The organism is Solirubrobacter deserti (genome assembly GCF_027587175.1).
Taxonomy (GTDB): Bacteria; Actinomycetota; Thermoleophilia; order Solirubrobacterales; family Solirubrobacteraceae; genus Solirubrobacter; species Solirubrobacter deserti.
The window spans coordinates 1-15,672 of record NZ_JAPCID010000087.1; the positions used below are offsets into that span (position 1 = coordinate 1).

Genomic DNA, 15,672 nt, shown 5'->3' on the forward strand with positions numbered 1-15,672 from the left:
CCGCGGCCCGGAGCGCGGTCGCGCGCGGTGTCGCCGCTTGCCGTCGCCGCGTGGTCGCGCGCGCTCTCGTCGTCCGCCGTCGCCGCGTCTCCGCGCCGCGCGGCCGCGCGGCTCTTGCCGTCCACGCGCGGCTGCTCGGCGCCCGGGCGCGTCGGCAGCGCCGGCACGGCCTCGCCGCCGTCGACCTCGCGCAGCGGCGCGGCGACCTCCGCCGCCCAGCGGTGCGCGGCCGGGTCGCTCAGCAGCAGCGCGCGGGTGCGGGAGGCGTGGGCCTCGGACTGCTGGCCGAGCAGCCAGTCGGCGATCTCGCCGGACCGGCTCGGCGCGGGCAGATCGGGCGCGAGCGCGGCGAGTCCGCTTCGGGCACGCGAGCGGATCGTCTCTTCGGGCATCCCGAGCAGGTCGGACAGCTCGCCGTAGGACCGTCCATGGCGCAGGACGAGCTCCACGGCCGCGCGCTGATCGGGCGCCAGCCTGTCGAACGCGGTGGCGCGGCTTGCCGGCATCAGGCTCCGTAGCCTAGAGAAGCCATGAGCGGATCCGCGCTGATCGACCTGGAAATCGAGTCGACGGAGGAGGACGAGGTGCGTGCCCGCGTGCCCGTCTCCGACGCGCTCAAGCAGCCGCTCGGCGTCGTCCACGGCGGGGTGTACGCAGTCATCGCGGACGCATTGACGGCGGGGGACGGGCGGGTGATCACCAACCAGACGTCGTTCCTGCGGCCGGCGCTCTCCGGGACGCTTCATGTCGTCGCGCGGCGGCGGCATGGCGGGCGGACGACGGCCGTGTGGGAGGTCGATGTGCGCGACGACGAGGGCCGCCTTTGCGCCGTGGTGCGGACCACGGTGTCGCGCTGAAGCCAACGGTGAGCACACCCACTGGGCCGCGCGTCAAGCAACTCGCGCTGCGCGGCGAGCCGCTTGCCCCGTGGCGAACGAGCGGCAACGCGCCACTGGCGCTCACCCCGATGGGGCGCCCTGCCCGAGCCACGCCTCGGCGAACTCCCGCAACCGAGGGTCCTCAGGGCCCGAAGCGACCAACCGGCGCCGCCACGCCAACGCCTGCGGCGGCCCGACGCCCGGCCGCCGGGCCAGGATCACCGCCTGCCCGGCTGCGGCGAGCTCCGGGTCGAACGGCCCGCTCACCTCTTCCTGCACGGCCGCCGGCGCCTCGCCCTCGTACGCGATCACGACGTTGCCGAGGGCGAGCGCCTCGAGGATCTGGTCGTCGCTCAGCACGGTGCGGTCGGCCTGGACGGGCTCCGCGCGATGCGGGCCGGACGTCGGCGGTCGGTCGGCGGGGGAGGCGCCCGCTCCCGCTGTCCGGCCAGAGCCGCGGTCGGGCTCGAGCACGCCCGGCCCCGCGGCCGCACCGCTCTCGACCTGCGAGGAGTCGCGCCCCGCCAGGACGACGATCAGCAGCAGGCACAGGCCCGACGCCAGGCCGGCGATCGCCAGCGCGTAGAGCGCCTTCACGGCGTGTGGACCGGCGCGCGCTCGGCGCTGCGTTCCGGGACGTGCACGCCGGCGCCTGCCGCGAGCTCGCGGATGGCACAGTCGAGGTCTGAGGCGAGGGCGTCCAAGTCGGTGAGGGCGTCGTAGTCGCCGAGCAGGCCGAAGAACAGCTGCCCGTCGTAGGACATGATGGCGACCCCGAGCGCGGTGTTCAGGACCAGTGGCACCTTCGGGTAGAACGCCTGGAGCCGGCGGCCCATCATGAACAGCGGCAGCTGCGGCCCGGGCACGTTGGTCACGGTCAGGTTGAACCAGCGCTGGCGCGACTGCAGGCGGGCGGCCTGCGAGAGGACGGTGGGGGCGGCGGCGTCGGCGAGCCGGGTGATCGCCTGCGCGCCCACGGCCTGGCCGGACTCCTTGAGCCCGGCCATCGCGGCGTGGATGTAGCGGAACCGCGAGCATGGGTCGGCCAGCCCGACCGGCAGCGGCGCGTACATCGCGGCGACCCGGTTGCCCAGCGCGCCGCGCTCGGCGTCCGCGCGCACGGAGATCGGCACCATCGCCTTCAGCTCGACGCCCTCGGGGTCGCGGCCGCGCCGCACCAGGAAGCACCGCAGCGCACCGGTCACGACCGTCAGCACCGCGTCGTTGATCGTCCCGCCCAGCGCGTCCTTGACCGCCTTGAACGTCGCGAGATCGGCGGACACCCACGCGAACCGCCGGTGCGGCCCGATCCGCACGTTCAGCGGCGACGGCGGCGCACCCGCGACGCCCGCCGCGAGCATCGACGCCAGGCCCGCGACGGACCGGCCCGCCTCCGCGCCCGCCCGGTCGGGCGCCGCCAGGACGCCGCGCAGGAACCGGATCGGCGCCGTCACCCGCTCGATCACGCCGTCCGCCAGCAGCTCCGCGCCGCTCGGCAGCGGGCGCGGCGACCACGGCGGCGCCGGCGGCGGCTCATCCGCGTCCGGCGTGAGGTCCAGCAGCACGCTGAGGATGTCCACGCCGCTGATCCCGTCCACCAGCGCGTGGTGGGTCTTGCAGATCAGGGCGAAGCGCCCGTCGCCCATCGTGTCGACGAGCCAGATCTCCCACAGCGGCTTGTCGCGGTCGAGCTGCTGGGCGAACAAGCGACCCGCGAGCGCGCGCAGCTCCTCGTCGCCCGCCGCGCCTGGCAGGGCGGTATGGCGGACGTGGTAGCCGACGTTGAAGTGCGGGTCGTCCACCCAGACCGGCCGCGCGGCCCCCAGCGGCGGGAACGCCAGCCGCTGCCGATAGCGCGGAACGCTGTGCAGACCACGTTCGATCCGGTCTTTGAACGCCTCGTAGTCCGGGGCCGGACCCTCGAACACGAGCACGGAGCCGACGTGCATGTGCGCTCCCGCGGCCTCGAAGGCCAAGAACGAGGCATCCAGACCCGTGAGCCGCGTCATAGATGCGCATTCTGCCGCAGAACCCGTGTTTCAGAACCTTCAACAGTGTGTATAACGTTGCTTGTGACCACTGATCTGAGCGAGCCCGGCGCCTACAGCCGCGCGTTCGATGACCACCACCGCAAGGTGTACGCCGCCGCGTATGGCGTGCTGGGTGATGCCACACTCGCTCAGGACGTCGTCCAGGATGTCTTCCTGCGCCTGTGGCGCCGGCCCCAGGCGTTCGACCCGAGCCGCGGCGACCTCGGCGCCTACCTGCGCCTGATGGGCCGTTCCCGCGCGCTGGACCTCTGGCGCGAGACGCAGGTTCGCGGTCGGGCCGCGGACCGCCTGAAGCTGGTCGGCGGTCAGGAGGAGGCCCGCCCGGAGGAGCAGCCCGAGGTCGTCGCCGACCGCGCGCAGGACTCCGACGAGGTGCGCGAGGCGCTCGGTAAGTTGCCGCAGACGCAGCGTGAGGCGCTCGTGCTCGCGTACTGGGGCGGCCTCACCGCCGACCAGATCGCGCAGCGCGTGCACATCCCGCTCGGCACGGCCAAGAGCCGCATCCGGCTGGGCCTCGCGCGGTTGCGGGACGAGTTCGCCGTCGCTGTGTGACACCCGTCCGTACGCGTTGAAGCGGTCGAGCGCGCCGCTATAACAGAGCGCTCGTTCGGTCTTGCCGAGCCGTGAGCGCACGGAGCGCTCGCGGGTGGGGGACTCCTAGAAGGACAAGCGTCGGTGGAGGATCGGCGCGCGGGAGTCACCGACACACCCTGCAGGCAGAGAGTCCCAGGCCGGATGCGCGATACAGGAGGATCCATGCCGCGATCCACGCTGCGCTGCGCGCTGCTGAGCGCGAGCGCGCTGTGCCTCACGGCGGCGGCCGCCCCGGCCGTTGCTGACGCTGCGCCCAAGCAGGTCGGCGTCAGTGCCAAGCGCTTGAACGTCCAGGTCGGCAGCCGCGCGACCGTCAAGGGCCGTGTGGCCCAGGCGCCGGCCACCGTCAAACTGCAGGTCCAACGCGGTCACCGGTGGTTGACGATCGACCGCGACCGCACCGACGCCCGCGGACGCTTCACGCTCCGCAAGCGCCTCAAGCAGGCCGCCAGCGCTCGTGTGCGCGTCACGACGAGCACCGGCTTCAAACGCACGGTCGGGCGGCTGAACGTGTACCGCAACGCGCACGCGTCGTGGTACGGCCCGGGCCTGTTCGGCAACCCGTTGGGCTGCGGCGGCACGCTGCAGTACGGCTCGGTCGGCGTCGCCAACAAGCACCTGCCGTGCGGGACCAAGGTCACCCTGCGCCACCGCGGCCGCGTCCTGCGCGTGCCCGTGATCGACCGCGGGCCCTACGTCGGCGGGCGCGAGTACGACCTCACGGCCGCGACCGCGCGCAAGCTGCGCTTCACCGGCCACGGGCCGATCCAGGCGACGCGCTAGGGAAACGTACGTTCGCGTCCGGAGCCATCCCTACCGTGTGCAGGGATGGCTCCGAAACGCGTGGTCGCGCACCTCGACTGCGATGCGTTCTACGCGACGGTCGAACTCCTCAAGCGTCCTGACCTGAAGGGCAAGCCGCTGATCGTCGCCGGCTCGGGCCCGCGTTCGGTCGTCACGACCGCGTCCTACGAGGCGCGCAAGTTCGGCGTCGGCTCCGCCATGCCGGCCTCCCAGGCGCGCCGCCTGTGCCCGACCGCGGTCGTCATCCCGCCCGACTTCACGGCCTACCGCGAGAAGTCCCGTGAGGTGTGGACGCTCGTACGCGCGCGGCTGGAAGCGGTGCAGGGCATGGGCATCGACGAGGCCTACGCCGACCTGACCGGGGTCGAGAAGCCGCTGCGGGTCCTGCGTGAGCTCGTCGAGCAGGTCAAGAAGGAGACGGGCGTGCAGATCTCGGTCGGCGTCGGCCCCAACCGGCTGATCGCCAAGTGCTGCAGCGACCTCGGCAAGCCCGCCGGGTTCGTGGCGATGGGGCGCGAAGAGGCGTGCATCCGCTTCGCGACCGCGCCCACGCGCCGGCTCCCGGGCATCGGCCCGAAGACCGCGGAGCGGTTGGCCGAGCTCGGCTACGCGACCGTCGGGCAGTTGCAGGAGGCCGACGAGGCGCAGCTCGCGGCGCGCTTCGGCGACCGCTGGGCGCGCTATCTGAAGGCCCGCGCGAGCTTCCAAGACGACTCGCCAGTGGAGACCGAGAGCGGCGCGGCCAAGTCCGTCTCGACCGAGCGCACGTTCGACACCGACGTCGAGACCCACGCCGAGCAGGAGGAGATCCTGCGCAAGCTCGCGCGGGAGCTGTGCGAAGGGCTGCAGAAGAAGGGCCGGCGCGGGCGCACGGTCGCGATCAAGGTGCGCCTGGCGGACTGGACGACGGTCACGCGCGCGAAGACGCTCGACGGCTCCACCAACGAGATCGAGCTGGTGACGGAGACCGCCGTCGCGCTGCTGCACGCGTACGCGCCGCCGCAGCCAGTCCGGCTGCTGGGCGTGCGCCTGTCGGCGTTCGACGACGTGGAGCCGGACAAGCCGCCCGCGCCCGTCGCGCCGGTGGGTCAGCTCGCGTTGCCGCTGTAGCTCGTCAACGCGCTCGGCAGCTCGCCGCGCCCGCTCACGAGGATGCCGTCGCAGGTCGCTGCCCACGTATCGCCGACCGTGAGCATGGTGAAGATCCGTGGGCGCCCGTCGACGCTGATCTCGACGGCGGTGGGCCGGGCGTTCGCGCTCGCCTCCTCACGTTCGCGGCGGCGGGCGTCGAGCCAGATCGCGATCGCGGGCTGCGAGGCGCCGGCCAGGCGACGTCGGTCGTGCGCTGCGCGACGGCGGCTCGGGCGGCGTCCTCGGGCGGCTCGTGGGCGCCGAAGCGGGTGTCAACTTCGATCTCGCCCGTTGCAAGCTTGACGTGGGTGACCGCGTCGTCGGAGCCGCCGAAGCCGCGGATCGCGGGCGTTCCGCCGGGCGCGGCGTAGACGGGGCCGGGCGCGCGACGGACGGCATCGGCGGCGTACGCCCGCGTGAAGCGGTGCGAGCCGGGCTCGGCCGGCTGCCCTCCGCCGGCGTAGAACGTCGGCAGCCGGAACGTGTGGCCACACGCGCGGCAGCGGACGCAGTCGTCGTCCCCGAGCTCCCAGTCGAGCGCCGTGCACGCGGGGCAGCGGTCGGTCGCGTCGGTGATCGCGTTTCCGCGCGGCGGGTCGCGCAGCAGCAGCCCGTCCTCGTCCTCGAAGCGCACGGCCGGGCCGGCCTCGTTCGCGGGCAGGACGGCGATGAACGCGCCGCGGCCGAGCTCGGCGTCCACCGACCCGGCCGGTCCGCGCACGACGGCGCGGTCCGCGCGCGCCGGGAGCGGCCCGCCGACCGCCGTCCAGCCCGGCCCGGCGATCGCGACCGCGCGGCGCTCCTCGATCAGCGTCGCGCCGAAGCGCTCAGCCGACCCGCGCCGAGAGCCGATCCACAGCCCCACCTCGTCGCGCAGCAAAGCGACGACGTACCCGCCCGGCGCCGACAGCTGGACCAGTGGCTCCATGCCGTATGATTCCCGCACGCGCGCGACACGACACCGCGTCAGTACAGCGCGCTGGCGAGCTTGCGGCGCGCCTCGCGCGCCACGGGATGCTCCACGCCGAGGTCGTCGAGCACGCCGACGACGGCGCGGCGCAGGTCCTCGCGCTGCTCGCCCGTGGAGGCGGGGATCGCGCCGATCAGCGTGTCCAGGCCCGTCTCGGTGTCTCCGCGGTCGATCGCGGCGAACGCCTCCGCCAGGTTCGGGTCCTCCTCCAGGCGCAGCTGCGCGGCGAGGCCCTCGGCGGCGAAGCCGGTGGAGTTGGCGAGCAGCTGCAGCGCCTCCTCGCGCGGCACCAGCCGGGCCAGGGCGACCTTCGCGTCCACGCGCGTCGGTTCGAGCTCGAGCGCGCGGCGCAGGTTCGCCTCGCCGCCGTCGGCCACGAGCGCGTCCGCCTCGGACGGGACGATCCGGTCCAGGAAGCGGTTGACCTGCGCGGGCGGGAGCGCGCCCACGAACTCGTCGACGACCTTGCCGTCCTTGAACGCCTTGACCGCCGGAATCGACTGGATGCCGAACTGCTGCGACACGCGCGGGTTGGCGTCGGTATCAATCTTGACCAGCTCGACCGCGTCGCCGCGCTCCTCGACGGCCTTCTCGATCACGGGCCCGAGCATGCGGCAGGGGCCGCACCACTCCGCCCAGAAGTCGACGACGACGGGCTTCTCGTACGAGCGCTGGATGACCGCTTGCTCGAAGGTGGTGTCAGTGGCGTCGATGGGCACGCTGCGAGGATATCCGGCATGCAGATCGACGCGGACGGAACCACGCTGGACGGCGAGGAAGCGGGGGAGGGCTCGCCCGTCGTCCTGCTGCATGGGCTTACAGCGACGCGCCGCTACGTGGTCATGGGCTCCAAGGCGCTCGAGCGCGCCGGCCACCGCGTCGTCCTGTACGACGCGCGCGCCCACGGCCAGTCCGAGGGCGGCGACGAGTACTCCTACGAGCGCCTCGCGGCCGATCTCCTCGCCGTCCTCGACGACCGCGGCATCGACAGGGCCACGCTCGCCGGCGCCTCGATGGGCGCGCACACGATCACCCGCTTCGCCCTCCAGCACCCCGACCGCGTCAACGCGCTCGTGATCATGACCCCGGCCTACGCGCCCGACCGCGACCCCGGCCTGGAGCGCTGGGACCGGCTCGCGAACGGGCTGCGCACCGGCGGGGTCGACGGCTTCGTCGAGGCCTACGGCACGCCGAAGGTGCCGGAGAAGTGGCACGAGACGATCCTGCGCGTCCTGCACCAGCGCCTGTCCGCCCACGCGCACCCCGACGCGCTCGCCGACGCCCTGTCGGCCGTCCCGCGCTCGCGCCCGTTCGAGGCCTGGGAGGACCTGGCCCAGATCGAGGCCCCGACGGTGATCGTCGCCAGCCGCGACGAGGTCGACCCCGAGCACCCGTTCGCGGTCGGCGAGCGCTACGCGGAGGCGATCCCGGACGCCCGGTTGCTCACCGAGGACGAGGGCGCCTCACCGCTGGCGTGGCAGGGCGCGCAGGTGTCGAAGATCATCGCGGAAGCCGTGCCATGAGCGCCAGCGCGCACTCGACGACCAGCTCGCGGTCGTAGGACGTCGCGAACGCCCACTCGCCGCTCTCCACCCGGCGCGCGACGAAGCACGCTCCGAACCCGGGTCCCAGCGCGACCTCGGTCCACGTGTCCTCGAGCTCGCCCGCCTCGAGCACGCCGACGAACCCGAGCTCGCTGCGCAGCGCCTCGAAGCGCTCGGACGCGTGCGAGCGGTCGGGGGCGGCGAGCAGCATGCCGGTCGGCCCGAGCGCCGCGGCCTGCGCGGTCAGCAGCGCGGCCGCCCGCTCGGCCAGCGCCAGCGGCCCGCATACGGGCCGCCGCCAGTTGGTCACGCGCGCGTACGGCAACGGTCCCGTCACGTCCCCGCCGCCGCCGGCCAGCCGCAGCGGGCGCCCCGGCTCGGGCAGCGGGTCCGGCAACGGCGCTGGCGCGCCGAGCAGGTAGCCCTGCCCGAGCGTCGCGCCCGCGGCGCGCGCCATCGCGAGCTGCTCCTCGGAGTCGATGCCCTCGGCCAGCACGGTCACGTGGCGGCGCTCGGCCTCCGCGCCGACCGCGGTCACCACCCGTGCCACGTCGGCCGGCGCGCGCGCCGCCAGCAGCGTCAGGTCGAGCTTGATCACGTCGGGATACAGCAGCGGCATCAGCGCGAGCGAGCGCGAGTCGGCGCCGACGTCGTCCAGCGAGACGGCCCACCCGCGCGTGCGCAGCCGCGTGAGCGTCCGCAGCACGAGGTCCGGGCGCGAGGTCAGTGCGCGCTCGGTGATCTCCATGACCAGCGTCAGCCCGCTCATCGGCAGGTCCGGCACGTCGTGCTCCAGCGCGCTCGCGTCGGCGTTCAAGAAGAGCGCGAACGGCGCGCCCAGCCCCGCGGACGCCGCCTGCTCGAGCGCGGCCGCCCGGCACGCGGCGTCGACCTCGGCCAGCCGGCCCTCCGCGCGCGCGGTGGCGAACAACGCTTCGGGCGAGGATCCATCGGCCGGCCGCGCGAGCGCCTCGTACCCCACGACGCACCCGTCGCGCAGCTCCACGATCGGCTGGAACGCGGAGTCGACAACCACCGGAGCATTGAATCGCACCTGGAGGGCACGGACCGGCTACCTTGACTAAATGGCCGACGAGCTCCCCGAGGATCAGCGACTCCACTTCATCTCGCCGAAGTCGTACGAGCACCCGGCTGACCGGGCAGCCACGGCGGCGCTGCAGCAGATTCCGATGATGGACACGGTCGTGCGCAAGCTGATCGAGTTCTTCGAGGGCTCGATCCGCCAGCAGCTGCTGGCGGGCGCGGTGCGGCTCGGCGACGACCAGATGCCCGAGATCTGGGCTTCGCATCGCGCGGCGCTGGCCCGGCTGGACATCGACGAGATCCCGGACCTGTACATCTGGAACGTCCCGTTCACGAACGCGATGGCGATCGGCTCCAAGAGTCCGATGGTCGTGCTCAACAGCGGCACCGTGAGCCTCATGGACGAGCACGAGCTGCGCACGGTGCTCGGGCACGAGGCGGGGCACATTCTGTCCGATCACACGCTGTACCGGACGGCGCTGGCGATCCTGCTGATGATCGGCACGCGTCCGCTTTCCGCGCTGCCGTTCTTCGCCGGCCTGCCGCTGCTGGCCGTGCGGCTGGCGCTGCTGGAGTGGTTCCGCGCCGCGGAGCTGAGCTGCGACCGCGCCGCGACGCTCGTGAACCGCAGCCCGATGACGACCTGCCAGACGCTGATGGTCATGGCCGGCGGCGCGTCCTCGCGCAAGCTCTCCCTCGACGCCTTCGTTAAGCAGGCGAACGAGTACGTCGACTGGGAGCCCGGCTGGGACAAGATGATGCGCTTCGGCCGTGAGCTCGCGATCACGCACCCGTACCCGGTTCGCCGCGTCCACGAGCTGATGGCGTGGGTCCGCTCCGGCGAGTACGACCGGATCATGAACGGGGACTACGTCAAGCGCGGCACCAAGGCCGACGCGCGCGCGGAGGCCGCCGACGCGACCGAGTACTACGCGGACAAGTTCCGCGGGATCTTCGAGGAGGCCGGCACCGGCGTCCGCAAGGTCGGGGACAAGGCCGGCGACGCCGCCGACAAGGTCTCCGATTGGCTGAGGCAGCGGTAGGCCGGCAGCGGCTTCGCGAAGTGATAGCCCTGCGCGACGTGGCAGTTCATCGCGCGCAGGGCGTCCGCCTGCGCTGAGTCCTCCACGCCCTCGGCGATCGCCACGGCGCCGAGCTCGTGGGCCAGCGAGATGATCGCGGCGATGATCGCGCGGTCGTCGCCCTGTTCGGTGATCCCGTCGACGAACGACTTGTCGATCTTGACGACGTCGACGGGCAGCAGGTACTTGAGCTTCGACAGGGACGAGTGGCCGACGCCGAAGTCGTCGATCGCGAGCTTGACGCCGAGCGCCTTGAGCCGCTGCAGCACTGCCTGCGCGGCCTCCGGGTCCTCCATGATCGCGGACTCGGTGATCTCCAGGCAGAGCGCGTGCGCCGGCAGGCCGCTGTTGCGGAGCGCGTCGTCGACGACCCGGGCGAGGCTCGGTGAGGACAGCTGGCGCGGGCTCAGGTTGACCGCCATCACGAAGCCGGTGTGGCCGGCGGCGCGCCACGCGGCGGCCTGCTCGCAGGCGGTCTGCAGCACCCACGCGCCGATCGGCACGATCAGCCCGCTCTGCTCGGCGACCGGGATGAAGCGCGCGGGGGAGATCATGCCGTGCTCCGGGTGGTCCCAGCGCAGCAGCGCCTCCATGCCGTACAGCGCGCCGTCCCCGAGCCGGATCTCGGACTGGTAGTGCAGCTCGAGCTGGCCGTCGAGGATCGCCTCGCGTAGGCCGGCTTCCAGCTCGAGGCGCTCCACCGCGCGCGTGCGCAGCGACCTGTCAAAGACCTCCAGGCGCGCCTTGCCCTGGGCCTTGGCGTGGTACATGGCGGCGTCGGCGTCGCGCAGCAGGGCCTCGCCCGTGCCGGCGCCGTACGCGATGCCGAAGCTCGCGGTGAGGAAGCGCTGGTGGCCGCCGAGCTCGTACGGCTCCTTGAGCGCGGCTGCGAGGCGGTTCGCGGTGCGGCGCGCGTCGTGGACGTCGTCGAGGCCTTCGAGCAGAACCACGAACTCGTCGCCGCCGAAGCGGGCGAGCACGTCGCCCGCGCGCAGCTCGCGCGCGAGACGCTCGGCGACGTCGAGCAGCAGCTGGTCGCCCGTGCCGTGGCCGAGCGAGTCGTTGATGACCTTGAAGTCGTCGAGGTCGGTGAAGATCACGGCCACGTCGCGGCCGCGGCCCAGCGCGTCCTCGAGCAGCTCGTCGAAGCGGGTGCGGTTCGGGAGGCCGGTGAGCGCGTCGTGGTGGGCCTGGTGGTCGAGGCGCTGGGCGGCGCGCTTGCGGGCGGTGATCTCGACGCCCTGGAAGACCCAGTGGTCGGGCTGGCCGGCGGCGTCGCGGATCAACGAGTGGCGCCACAGAAACCAGCCGGTCGAGCCGTCGGCGCGCACGTAGCGGCGCTCCACCTCGGGCGCGTCCGGGCCCGGCGGCCAGCTCTGGCTGAGCTCGACGCGGTCGCGCTCGGGCAGGAGGTCCCACAGCCGCAGGCCGTGGGGCTGCCCGTGCCCGGTGCGCTCGCGCAGCTCACGGTTGGCCTGGACGATCTGCCCCCGCGGAGAGACGAGCGCGATCGCGACCGGGGCGTCGTCGAACGCGCGCTTGAAGCGCTCCTCGGACGCCTGCGTCGCCTCCCGCACGCGTTCGCTCTCACGCCAGCTGACGAGGCTGGTGACCGCGAGCGCGGCGACGAACGCGCCGTGGATCGCGGCCCACTTCCACGGGTGGTGGGCGTGCTGGAAGACGGACTCGGTGTTCGCGGCGCCGAACGCGCCGTGCTGGAGGACCACGAAGCCGATGGCGATCAGGTAGGTCCACCACTGCTGGTAGAGCGCGAGGGCGCCGACCATCACGAAGTAGTGGAAGTGGGCTTCGGTCGTGCCGTGCCAGGCGACGACGAGCACCGCGGAGCAGGACAGCAGCGCGGTCGCGCACAGGCTCGAGCGGGTGACGCGGCCGAGGCGGGGGATGCACGCCGCGGCGCCCAACAGCGCGGGGACCAGGTCGAAGCCCCACGCCGCCGTGAGCGACCAGCCCTGGGTGACGGCGAACGCCGGCAGCACCATCAGGTGCGCGAGGAGCACGAGCAGCAGCCCGCGATGGCGGGCGGCCCAGACGTCGTGCGGCAGCGCTCCGCCTCGAGGGATCCAGCTGGTGATCACCCTCCAGTGGTCGGCGGGCGCGCGAGGAACCTTCAGCGGAGCGCGCGCAGCGTGCGGCGTCTCGTCACGCCGTCCGCGATGATCGAGACGCGGTACAGGCCGGGCGTCTTCGGCCGCACTTTGGTGGCAAAGCGCCCGCCGCGGACGTTGATGCGCTTGCGTTGCACGCGTGTCCAGCGGCCCCGAACCTGGCGCTCCAGCAGGCATTCCACTCTCCCCTGCCCGGGGGAGAGCGTGCCGCTGACGGCGAACGCCGTGCCGGCTCGGGCGCGCCGCTTGTCCGTCGTGAGCACGAGGCTCGGAACGACCTTGACGGTGACGGGCGTGGACTCCAGGCGCGGGCGGGTGCCGTCGCCGGCGAACACGGCGCGGACCTGCCCGCTGGAGGGCAGCGTGACGGCGGTCGCCCACGCGCCGTCGGCGGCGGCGTTCGTGGTGCCGATCGGCGTCCACGCGCTGCCGGCCGTGGTGTACTCGACGCTCAACGAGGCGCCGGCGGGCGAGGAGCCGTCGGCGAAGCGCAGCTGGCCGGAGACGCTCACGGGCTTGGTGCCCTTCTGGCTGGCCGCCTTGACCGTGATCCCGGCGGCCGAGAACGCGTAGCTGGTCGCGCGCGTGCGCAGCGCGGGCAGCTGGGCGTAGAGCTGGTCGCCGGGGCAGCTGGTCTCGTTGCTGTCCCGGTGGCCGCTGATGCGCTCGAACACGACGGGCGCGCCGGACGGGTGGCGGTTCGTGGCGCCGCCGCCGGAGATCAGCGTCACCTGGCCGGTGACGGGCACCCCGTGGATGCTCAGCTTCCAGCCGATGATCTTGGCCAGCGCGTCGAAGCCGGCCTCGTCGAGCGGCGTGGCGGTGAACGTGCCGAGGCAGGCGATGCCGGTCGTGTCGTCGTTGAAGCCCTGGGCCTGGGCGCCGATCACGGCCTGCTCGATGCCGCCCGCGCGGCCCTCGAACACGTTCCCGTAGCGGTCGACGAGGAAGTTGTACCCGATGTCGTTCCAGCCGTTGGACTCGATGTGGTAGCGGGCGATGCCGAGCACGATGCCGGGCGATTCCTCGGGCGCGTACGCGATCTGGCCCGCGGTGTGGTGGACGAACGCGGCCTGCACGGTGCCGTAGGCGGGCGTCCCGCGCGGCGGCACCTGGGCGGCGCCCCACGAGTCCCGCGGGATCACGAGCGGCGCGGCCTGGGAGGCGCGGGCGCGCGGCGCGCGGGGCGCTGCGTCGAGGGAGCGGACGAAGCGTGCGGTGAGCTTGGACGCCTCGCCGCGCAGGCGGAACTGGAGCTCGTCGGCGGTCCCGGTGAACGCAGGGTCGGTGCCGTCGAGCGGGAGGTGGGGGTGAGGCAGCGCGGTCCAGCGCGTCCAGCGGCCGCCCTCGGTGCGCGCGCGGACCTGGGCGTGGACGTGGGCGCCCTTGTTCCAGCGCAGGCCGACGAGGTCGAAGCGGTCGGGCGCCTTCAGCGGCTTGGTGAGGTGCCAGCGGCTCGAGTGGACGGAGCCGATTCCGAGCTCGAAGAGGCGCGGGGCCTTCGCTTTGGCGTTCGCGGTGACGGGGAAGCGCAGCGCGCCGAGGGCGACCGCGCCGAGTCCTAGAACGTGGCGGCGGGAGAGGTCCATCGGATACGGGAACACAGCATGGCGTCATTTGGAGCGCCGCGTCCACTTGCACGAGAACCTGCGAAGAAGATGGGAATGAGTTTCACTAAGATGACGTCCCGTCTTGATGATGCGTGTGCTCCTCGTGCTCGGACTGGCGGTGTTGGCCGGTTGCGGTTCCTCCTCGTCGGGCGGCGACGCTGGCGGGCTGCGCGTCGTGGCCACCACCACGCAGCTGGCCGACATGGCGCGCAACCTGGACCCGTCGGCGGACGTGACCGCGCTGCTGAGCGCGAACACCGACCCGCACGCGTACGAGGTGCGCCCGGACGACGTCAAGGCGCTGGCCGACGCGGACTTCGTGCTCAAGTCGGGTGGCGAGACCGACGAGTGGCTCGATGGTGCGCTGGAGAGCGCCGGGGTCGCGGACGACAAGGTCATCGACGCCGGCGCGGCCGCGGGGCTGGAAGGCGATGACCCGCACTGGTGGCAGGACCCGCGACGCGCCGTGTCGGCGGCGGCGGCGATCGGGCAGGGCCTGGCCGTGGATCCCCTGCGCTACGTCCAGCGGCTGCAGGCGCTCGACCGGGACGTGCAGGCGTGCATCGACGCGGTGCCGGAAGAGGAGCGGCTGCTGGTCACGAGCCACGACGCGCTCGGCTACTACGCGCGCCGCTACGGCATCCGCGTGGTCGGCACGGTGATCCCTTCGCTGTCGACGTCCGGCCAGCCCAGCGCCGGTGAGGTCGACGCGCTGGTGCAGACGATCCGCGAGACCGGCGTGAAGACGATCTTCGCCGAGAGCTCCGTGAACGCGAAGGTCGAGCAGGCGATCGCGTCCGAGGCCGGCGTGAAGGTCGGCAAGGAGCTGTGGGCCGACTCGCTCGGACCCGAGGGCTCGGACGGCGCGACCTACATCGGGTCGATCGAGGCCAACACGCGCGCGCTCGTCGAAGGCTTCACGGGCAAGCCCGCGAACTGCTTTTAGCTGATGAACCTCGCCGCCCCGTACATCCAGCGCGGCCTGATCGAGATCCTGCTGCTCGCCGTGATCGCGGGCGTGCTCGGGACGTGGATCGTGCTGCGGCGGCTGCCGTTCTACACGCACGCGATCGGGACCGCGACGTTCCCCGGCCTGGTGGTCGCCGGCCCGTGGGGTGTGCCGGCGCAGCTCACCGCGCTCGTGTGCGCGGTCGGGTTCGGCGGCGTGCTCGAACGGGTGCAGCGCACGCGCCGGATCGATCCGGACGCCGCGATCGGCCTGCTGCTGGTGGCCGCCCTGGCCGTGGGTGTGGTGCTCGCGAGCGACGTCTACGAGTCCGGCGCGGGCGTCGACCGCCTGCTGTTCGGCTCGCTGATCGCGCTGACGGCGACCGACGTCTGGCTGACCGCCGCGGCCGCCGTCGCCGCGCTGGTGTGCGACCGCCTGCTGCGCCGCTCCTGGCTGGCGACCGGCTTCGATGCCGACACGGCGCGCGCCGGCGGCGTGCGGACCGCGCTGGCTGATCGCGCGCTGCTGCTCGCGGTCGCCGTCGCGGTGGTCGTGGCGATCGACGCCGTCGGCGCGTTGCTCGTCACCGTCGTCCTGACCGTGCCGGCCGCGACCGTCCGCCTGTTCGAGCCCGGCCTGCGCGCGCAGCAGCTCGCGACCTTCGCCCTGACCGCGATGGAGGGCGTGGTCGCGATCGGCATCGCCGACGCCTACAACGTCGGCCCCGGTCCGGCCCTCGCGGTGCTCGGCGCCGCCGTCTACGGCGTGGCCGCCGTGGCCGCGCCGCGGGTGCGCCGCGTGGCGACGCCGCGCGAGGTGGCCGCGTGAGCGCTCACGACGAGCGCGCGGCGGCGGGCGGCGAGCGCGGAGGGCCGGGCGGCGAGCG

At 73.3% G+C, this 15,672-nt stretch carries 16 protein-coding genes; 8 read left to right on the top strand and 8 right to left on the bottom strand.

The annotated features are described in order from the left end of the window. Positions 1–506: RNA polymerase sigma factor (locus OJ962_RS33115; protein WP_270006904.1), on the bottom strand; the 506-nt coding region annotated here is incomplete at its 3' end. A gap of 24 nt (positions 507–530) precedes the next feature. Here OJ962_RS33115 and OJ962_RS33120 point away from each other — a divergent pair. Then, positions 531–857 carry a PaaI family thioesterase gene (locus tag OJ962_RS33120; RefSeq protein ID WP_202952722.1) on the top strand — a complete coding sequence of 109 codons (327 nt, stop codon included), beginning with the start codon at positions 531–533 and terminating at the stop codon, positions 855–857. A 102-nt stretch (positions 858–959) separates the two neighbouring features. Here OJ962_RS33120 and OJ962_RS33125 read toward each other — a convergent pair whose 3' ends face one another. Continuing rightward, a complete protein-coding gene (locus OJ962_RS33125) occupies positions 960–1,475 on the bottom strand; it encodes a DUF3105 domain-containing protein (RefSeq protein WP_202952723.1) in 516 nt (171 codons plus the stop codon). Continuing rightward, positions 1,472–2,887 carry a WS/DGAT/MGAT family O-acyltransferase gene (locus tag OJ962_RS33130; protein ID WP_202952724.1) on the bottom strand — a complete coding sequence of 472 codons (1,416 nt, stop codon included), beginning with the start codon at positions 2,885–2,887 and terminating at the stop codon, positions 1,472–1,474. Before OJ962_RS33130 ends, OJ962_RS33125 begins: the two co-directional genes overlap by 4 nt. A gap of 63 nt (positions 2,888–2,950) precedes the next feature. On the opposite strand from OJ962_RS33130, the gene OJ962_RS33135 reads away from it, so the two are divergent. The 3 genes from OJ962_RS33135 to dinB all read left to right on the top strand — a co-directional run bounded on the left by OJ962_RS33135 (position 2,951) and on the right by dinB (position 5,437). Then, positions 2,951–3,481 (top strand): RNA polymerase sigma factor, encoded by a 531-nt coding sequence (locus tag OJ962_RS33135; protein ID WP_202952725.1) that lies wholly within the window; start codon positions 2,951–2,953, stop codon positions 3,479–3,481. Positions 3,482–3,685: 204 nt separating this feature from the next. After that, positions 3,686–4,306: a septal ring lytic transglycosylase RlpA family protein gene (locus OJ962_RS33140; RefSeq protein WP_202952726.1), complete on the top strand. Its 621-nt coding sequence runs from the start codon at positions 3,686–3,688 to the stop codon at positions 4,304–4,306. A 45-nt stretch (positions 4,307–4,351) separates the two neighbouring features. Beyond that, positions 4,352–5,437 carry a DNA polymerase IV gene (dinB, locus tag OJ962_RS33145; protein ID WP_202952727.1) on the top strand — a complete coding sequence of 362 codons (1,086 nt, stop codon included), beginning with the start codon at positions 4,352–4,354 and terminating at the stop codon, positions 5,435–5,437. A gap of 34 nt (positions 5,438–5,471) precedes the next feature. On the opposite strand, the gene OJ962_RS33150 is transcribed toward dinB, so the two are convergent. Further along, positions 5,472–6,386, bottom strand: coding sequence for a hypothetical protein (locus OJ962_RS33150; RefSeq protein ID WP_202952728.1), 915 nt, complete (start codon positions 6,384–6,386; stop codon positions 5,472–5,474). Between the two features lie 38 nt (positions 6,387–6,424). Continuing rightward, positions 6,425–7,147 (bottom strand): thioredoxin, encoded by a 723-nt coding sequence (trxA, locus tag OJ962_RS33155; protein WP_270006905.1) that lies wholly within the window; start codon positions 7,145–7,147, stop codon positions 6,425–6,427. Between the two features lie 18 nt (positions 7,148–7,165). Here trxA and OJ962_RS33160 point away from each other — a divergent pair, with 18 nt between their 5' ends. After that, the gene (locus OJ962_RS33160) at positions 7,166–7,951 is read left to right on the top strand and encodes an alpha/beta fold hydrolase (RefSeq protein WP_202952730.1); all 786 of its coding nucleotides are present in this window, start codon (positions 7,166–7,168) and stop codon (positions 7,949–7,951) included. Here the strand turns inward: OJ962_RS33160 and OJ962_RS33165 are convergent. Next, positions 7,929–9,008 (bottom strand): EAL domain-containing protein, encoded by a 1,080-nt coding sequence (locus OJ962_RS33165; RefSeq protein ID WP_202952731.1) that lies wholly within the window; start codon positions 9,006–9,008, stop codon positions 7,929–7,931. The genes OJ962_RS33160 and OJ962_RS33165 overlap by 23 nt on opposite strands. Positions 9,009–9,057: 49 nt before the next feature. On the opposite strand from OJ962_RS33165, the gene OJ962_RS33170 reads away from it, so the two are divergent. After that, the gene (locus tag OJ962_RS33170; protein WP_202952732.1) at positions 9,058–10,059 is read left to right on the top strand and encodes a M48 family metallopeptidase; all 1,002 of its coding nucleotides are present in this window, start codon (positions 9,058–9,060) and stop codon (positions 10,057–10,059) included. Here the strand turns inward: OJ962_RS33170 and OJ962_RS33175 are convergent. Beyond that, positions 9,945–12,197, bottom strand: coding sequence for a putative bifunctional diguanylate cyclase/phosphodiesterase (locus tag OJ962_RS33175; RefSeq protein ID WP_202952733.1), 2,253 nt, complete (start codon positions 12,195–12,197; stop codon positions 9,945–9,947). The two genes, OJ962_RS33170 and OJ962_RS33175, sit on opposite strands and share 115 nt — an antisense overlap. A gap of 32 nt (positions 12,198–12,229) precedes the next feature. Then, positions 12,230–13,816 carry an N-acetylmuramoyl-L-alanine amidase gene (locus OJ962_RS33180; protein WP_202952734.1) on the bottom strand — a complete coding sequence of 529 codons (1,587 nt, stop codon included), beginning with the start codon at positions 13,814–13,816 and terminating at the stop codon, positions 12,230–12,232. 106 nt (positions 13,817–13,922) lie between these two features. On the opposite strand from OJ962_RS33180, the gene OJ962_RS33185 reads away from it, so the two are divergent. Next, positions 13,923–14,783, top strand: a complete 861-nt coding sequence (locus OJ962_RS33185; RefSeq protein WP_270006906.1) for a metal ABC transporter substrate-binding protein — start codon at positions 13,923–13,925, stop codon at positions 14,781–14,783. 3 nt (positions 14,784–14,786) lie between these two features. After that, entirely contained in the window at positions 14,787–15,614 is an 828-nt protein-coding gene (locus OJ962_RS33190; protein WP_202952736.1) for a metal ABC transporter permease, read from the top strand. The last annotated feature ends 58 nt before the right edge of the window (positions 15,615–15,672 follow it).

Excerpts from the sequence above, each read along its gene's own strand:
- OJ962_RS33120 (WP_202952722.1), top strand. The coding sequence starts at position 531 with ATGAGCGGATCCGCGCTGATCGACCTGGAAATCGAGTCGACGGAGGAG.
- OJ962_RS33130 (WP_202952724.1), bottom strand. The coding sequence starts at position 2,887 with ATGACGCGGCTCACGGGTCTGGATGCCTCGTTCTTGGCCTTCGAGGCC.
- OJ962_RS33140 (WP_202952726.1), top strand. The coding sequence starts at position 3,686 with ATGCCGCGATCCACGCTGCGCTGCGCGCTGCTGAGCGCGAGCGCGCTG.
- dinB (WP_202952727.1), top strand. The coding sequence starts at position 4,352 with ATGGCTCCGAAACGCGTGGTCGCGCACCTCGACTGCGATGCGTTCTAC.
- OJ962_RS33150 (WP_202952728.1), bottom strand. The coding sequence starts at position 6,386 with ATGGAGCCACTGGTCCAGCTGTCGGCGCCGGGCGGGTACGTCGTCGCT.
- OJ962_RS33160 (WP_202952730.1), top strand. The coding sequence starts at position 7,166 with ATGCAGATCGACGCGGACGGAACCACGCTGGACGGCGAGGAAGCGGGG.
- OJ962_RS33170 (WP_202952732.1), top strand. The coding sequence starts at position 9,058 with ATGGCCGACGAGCTCCCCGAGGATCAGCGACTCCACTTCATCTCGCCG.
- OJ962_RS33180 (WP_202952734.1), bottom strand. The coding sequence starts at position 13,816 with ATGGACCTCTCCCGCCGCCACGTTCTAGGACTCGGCGCGGTCGCCCTC.
- OJ962_RS33185 (WP_270006906.1), top strand. The coding sequence starts at position 13,923 with ATGATGCGTGTGCTCCTCGTGCTCGGACTGGCGGTGTTGGCCGGTTGC.
- OJ962_RS33190 (WP_202952736.1), top strand. The coding sequence starts at position 14,787 with ATGAACCTCGCCGCCCCGTACATCCAGCGCGGCCTGATCGAGATCCTG.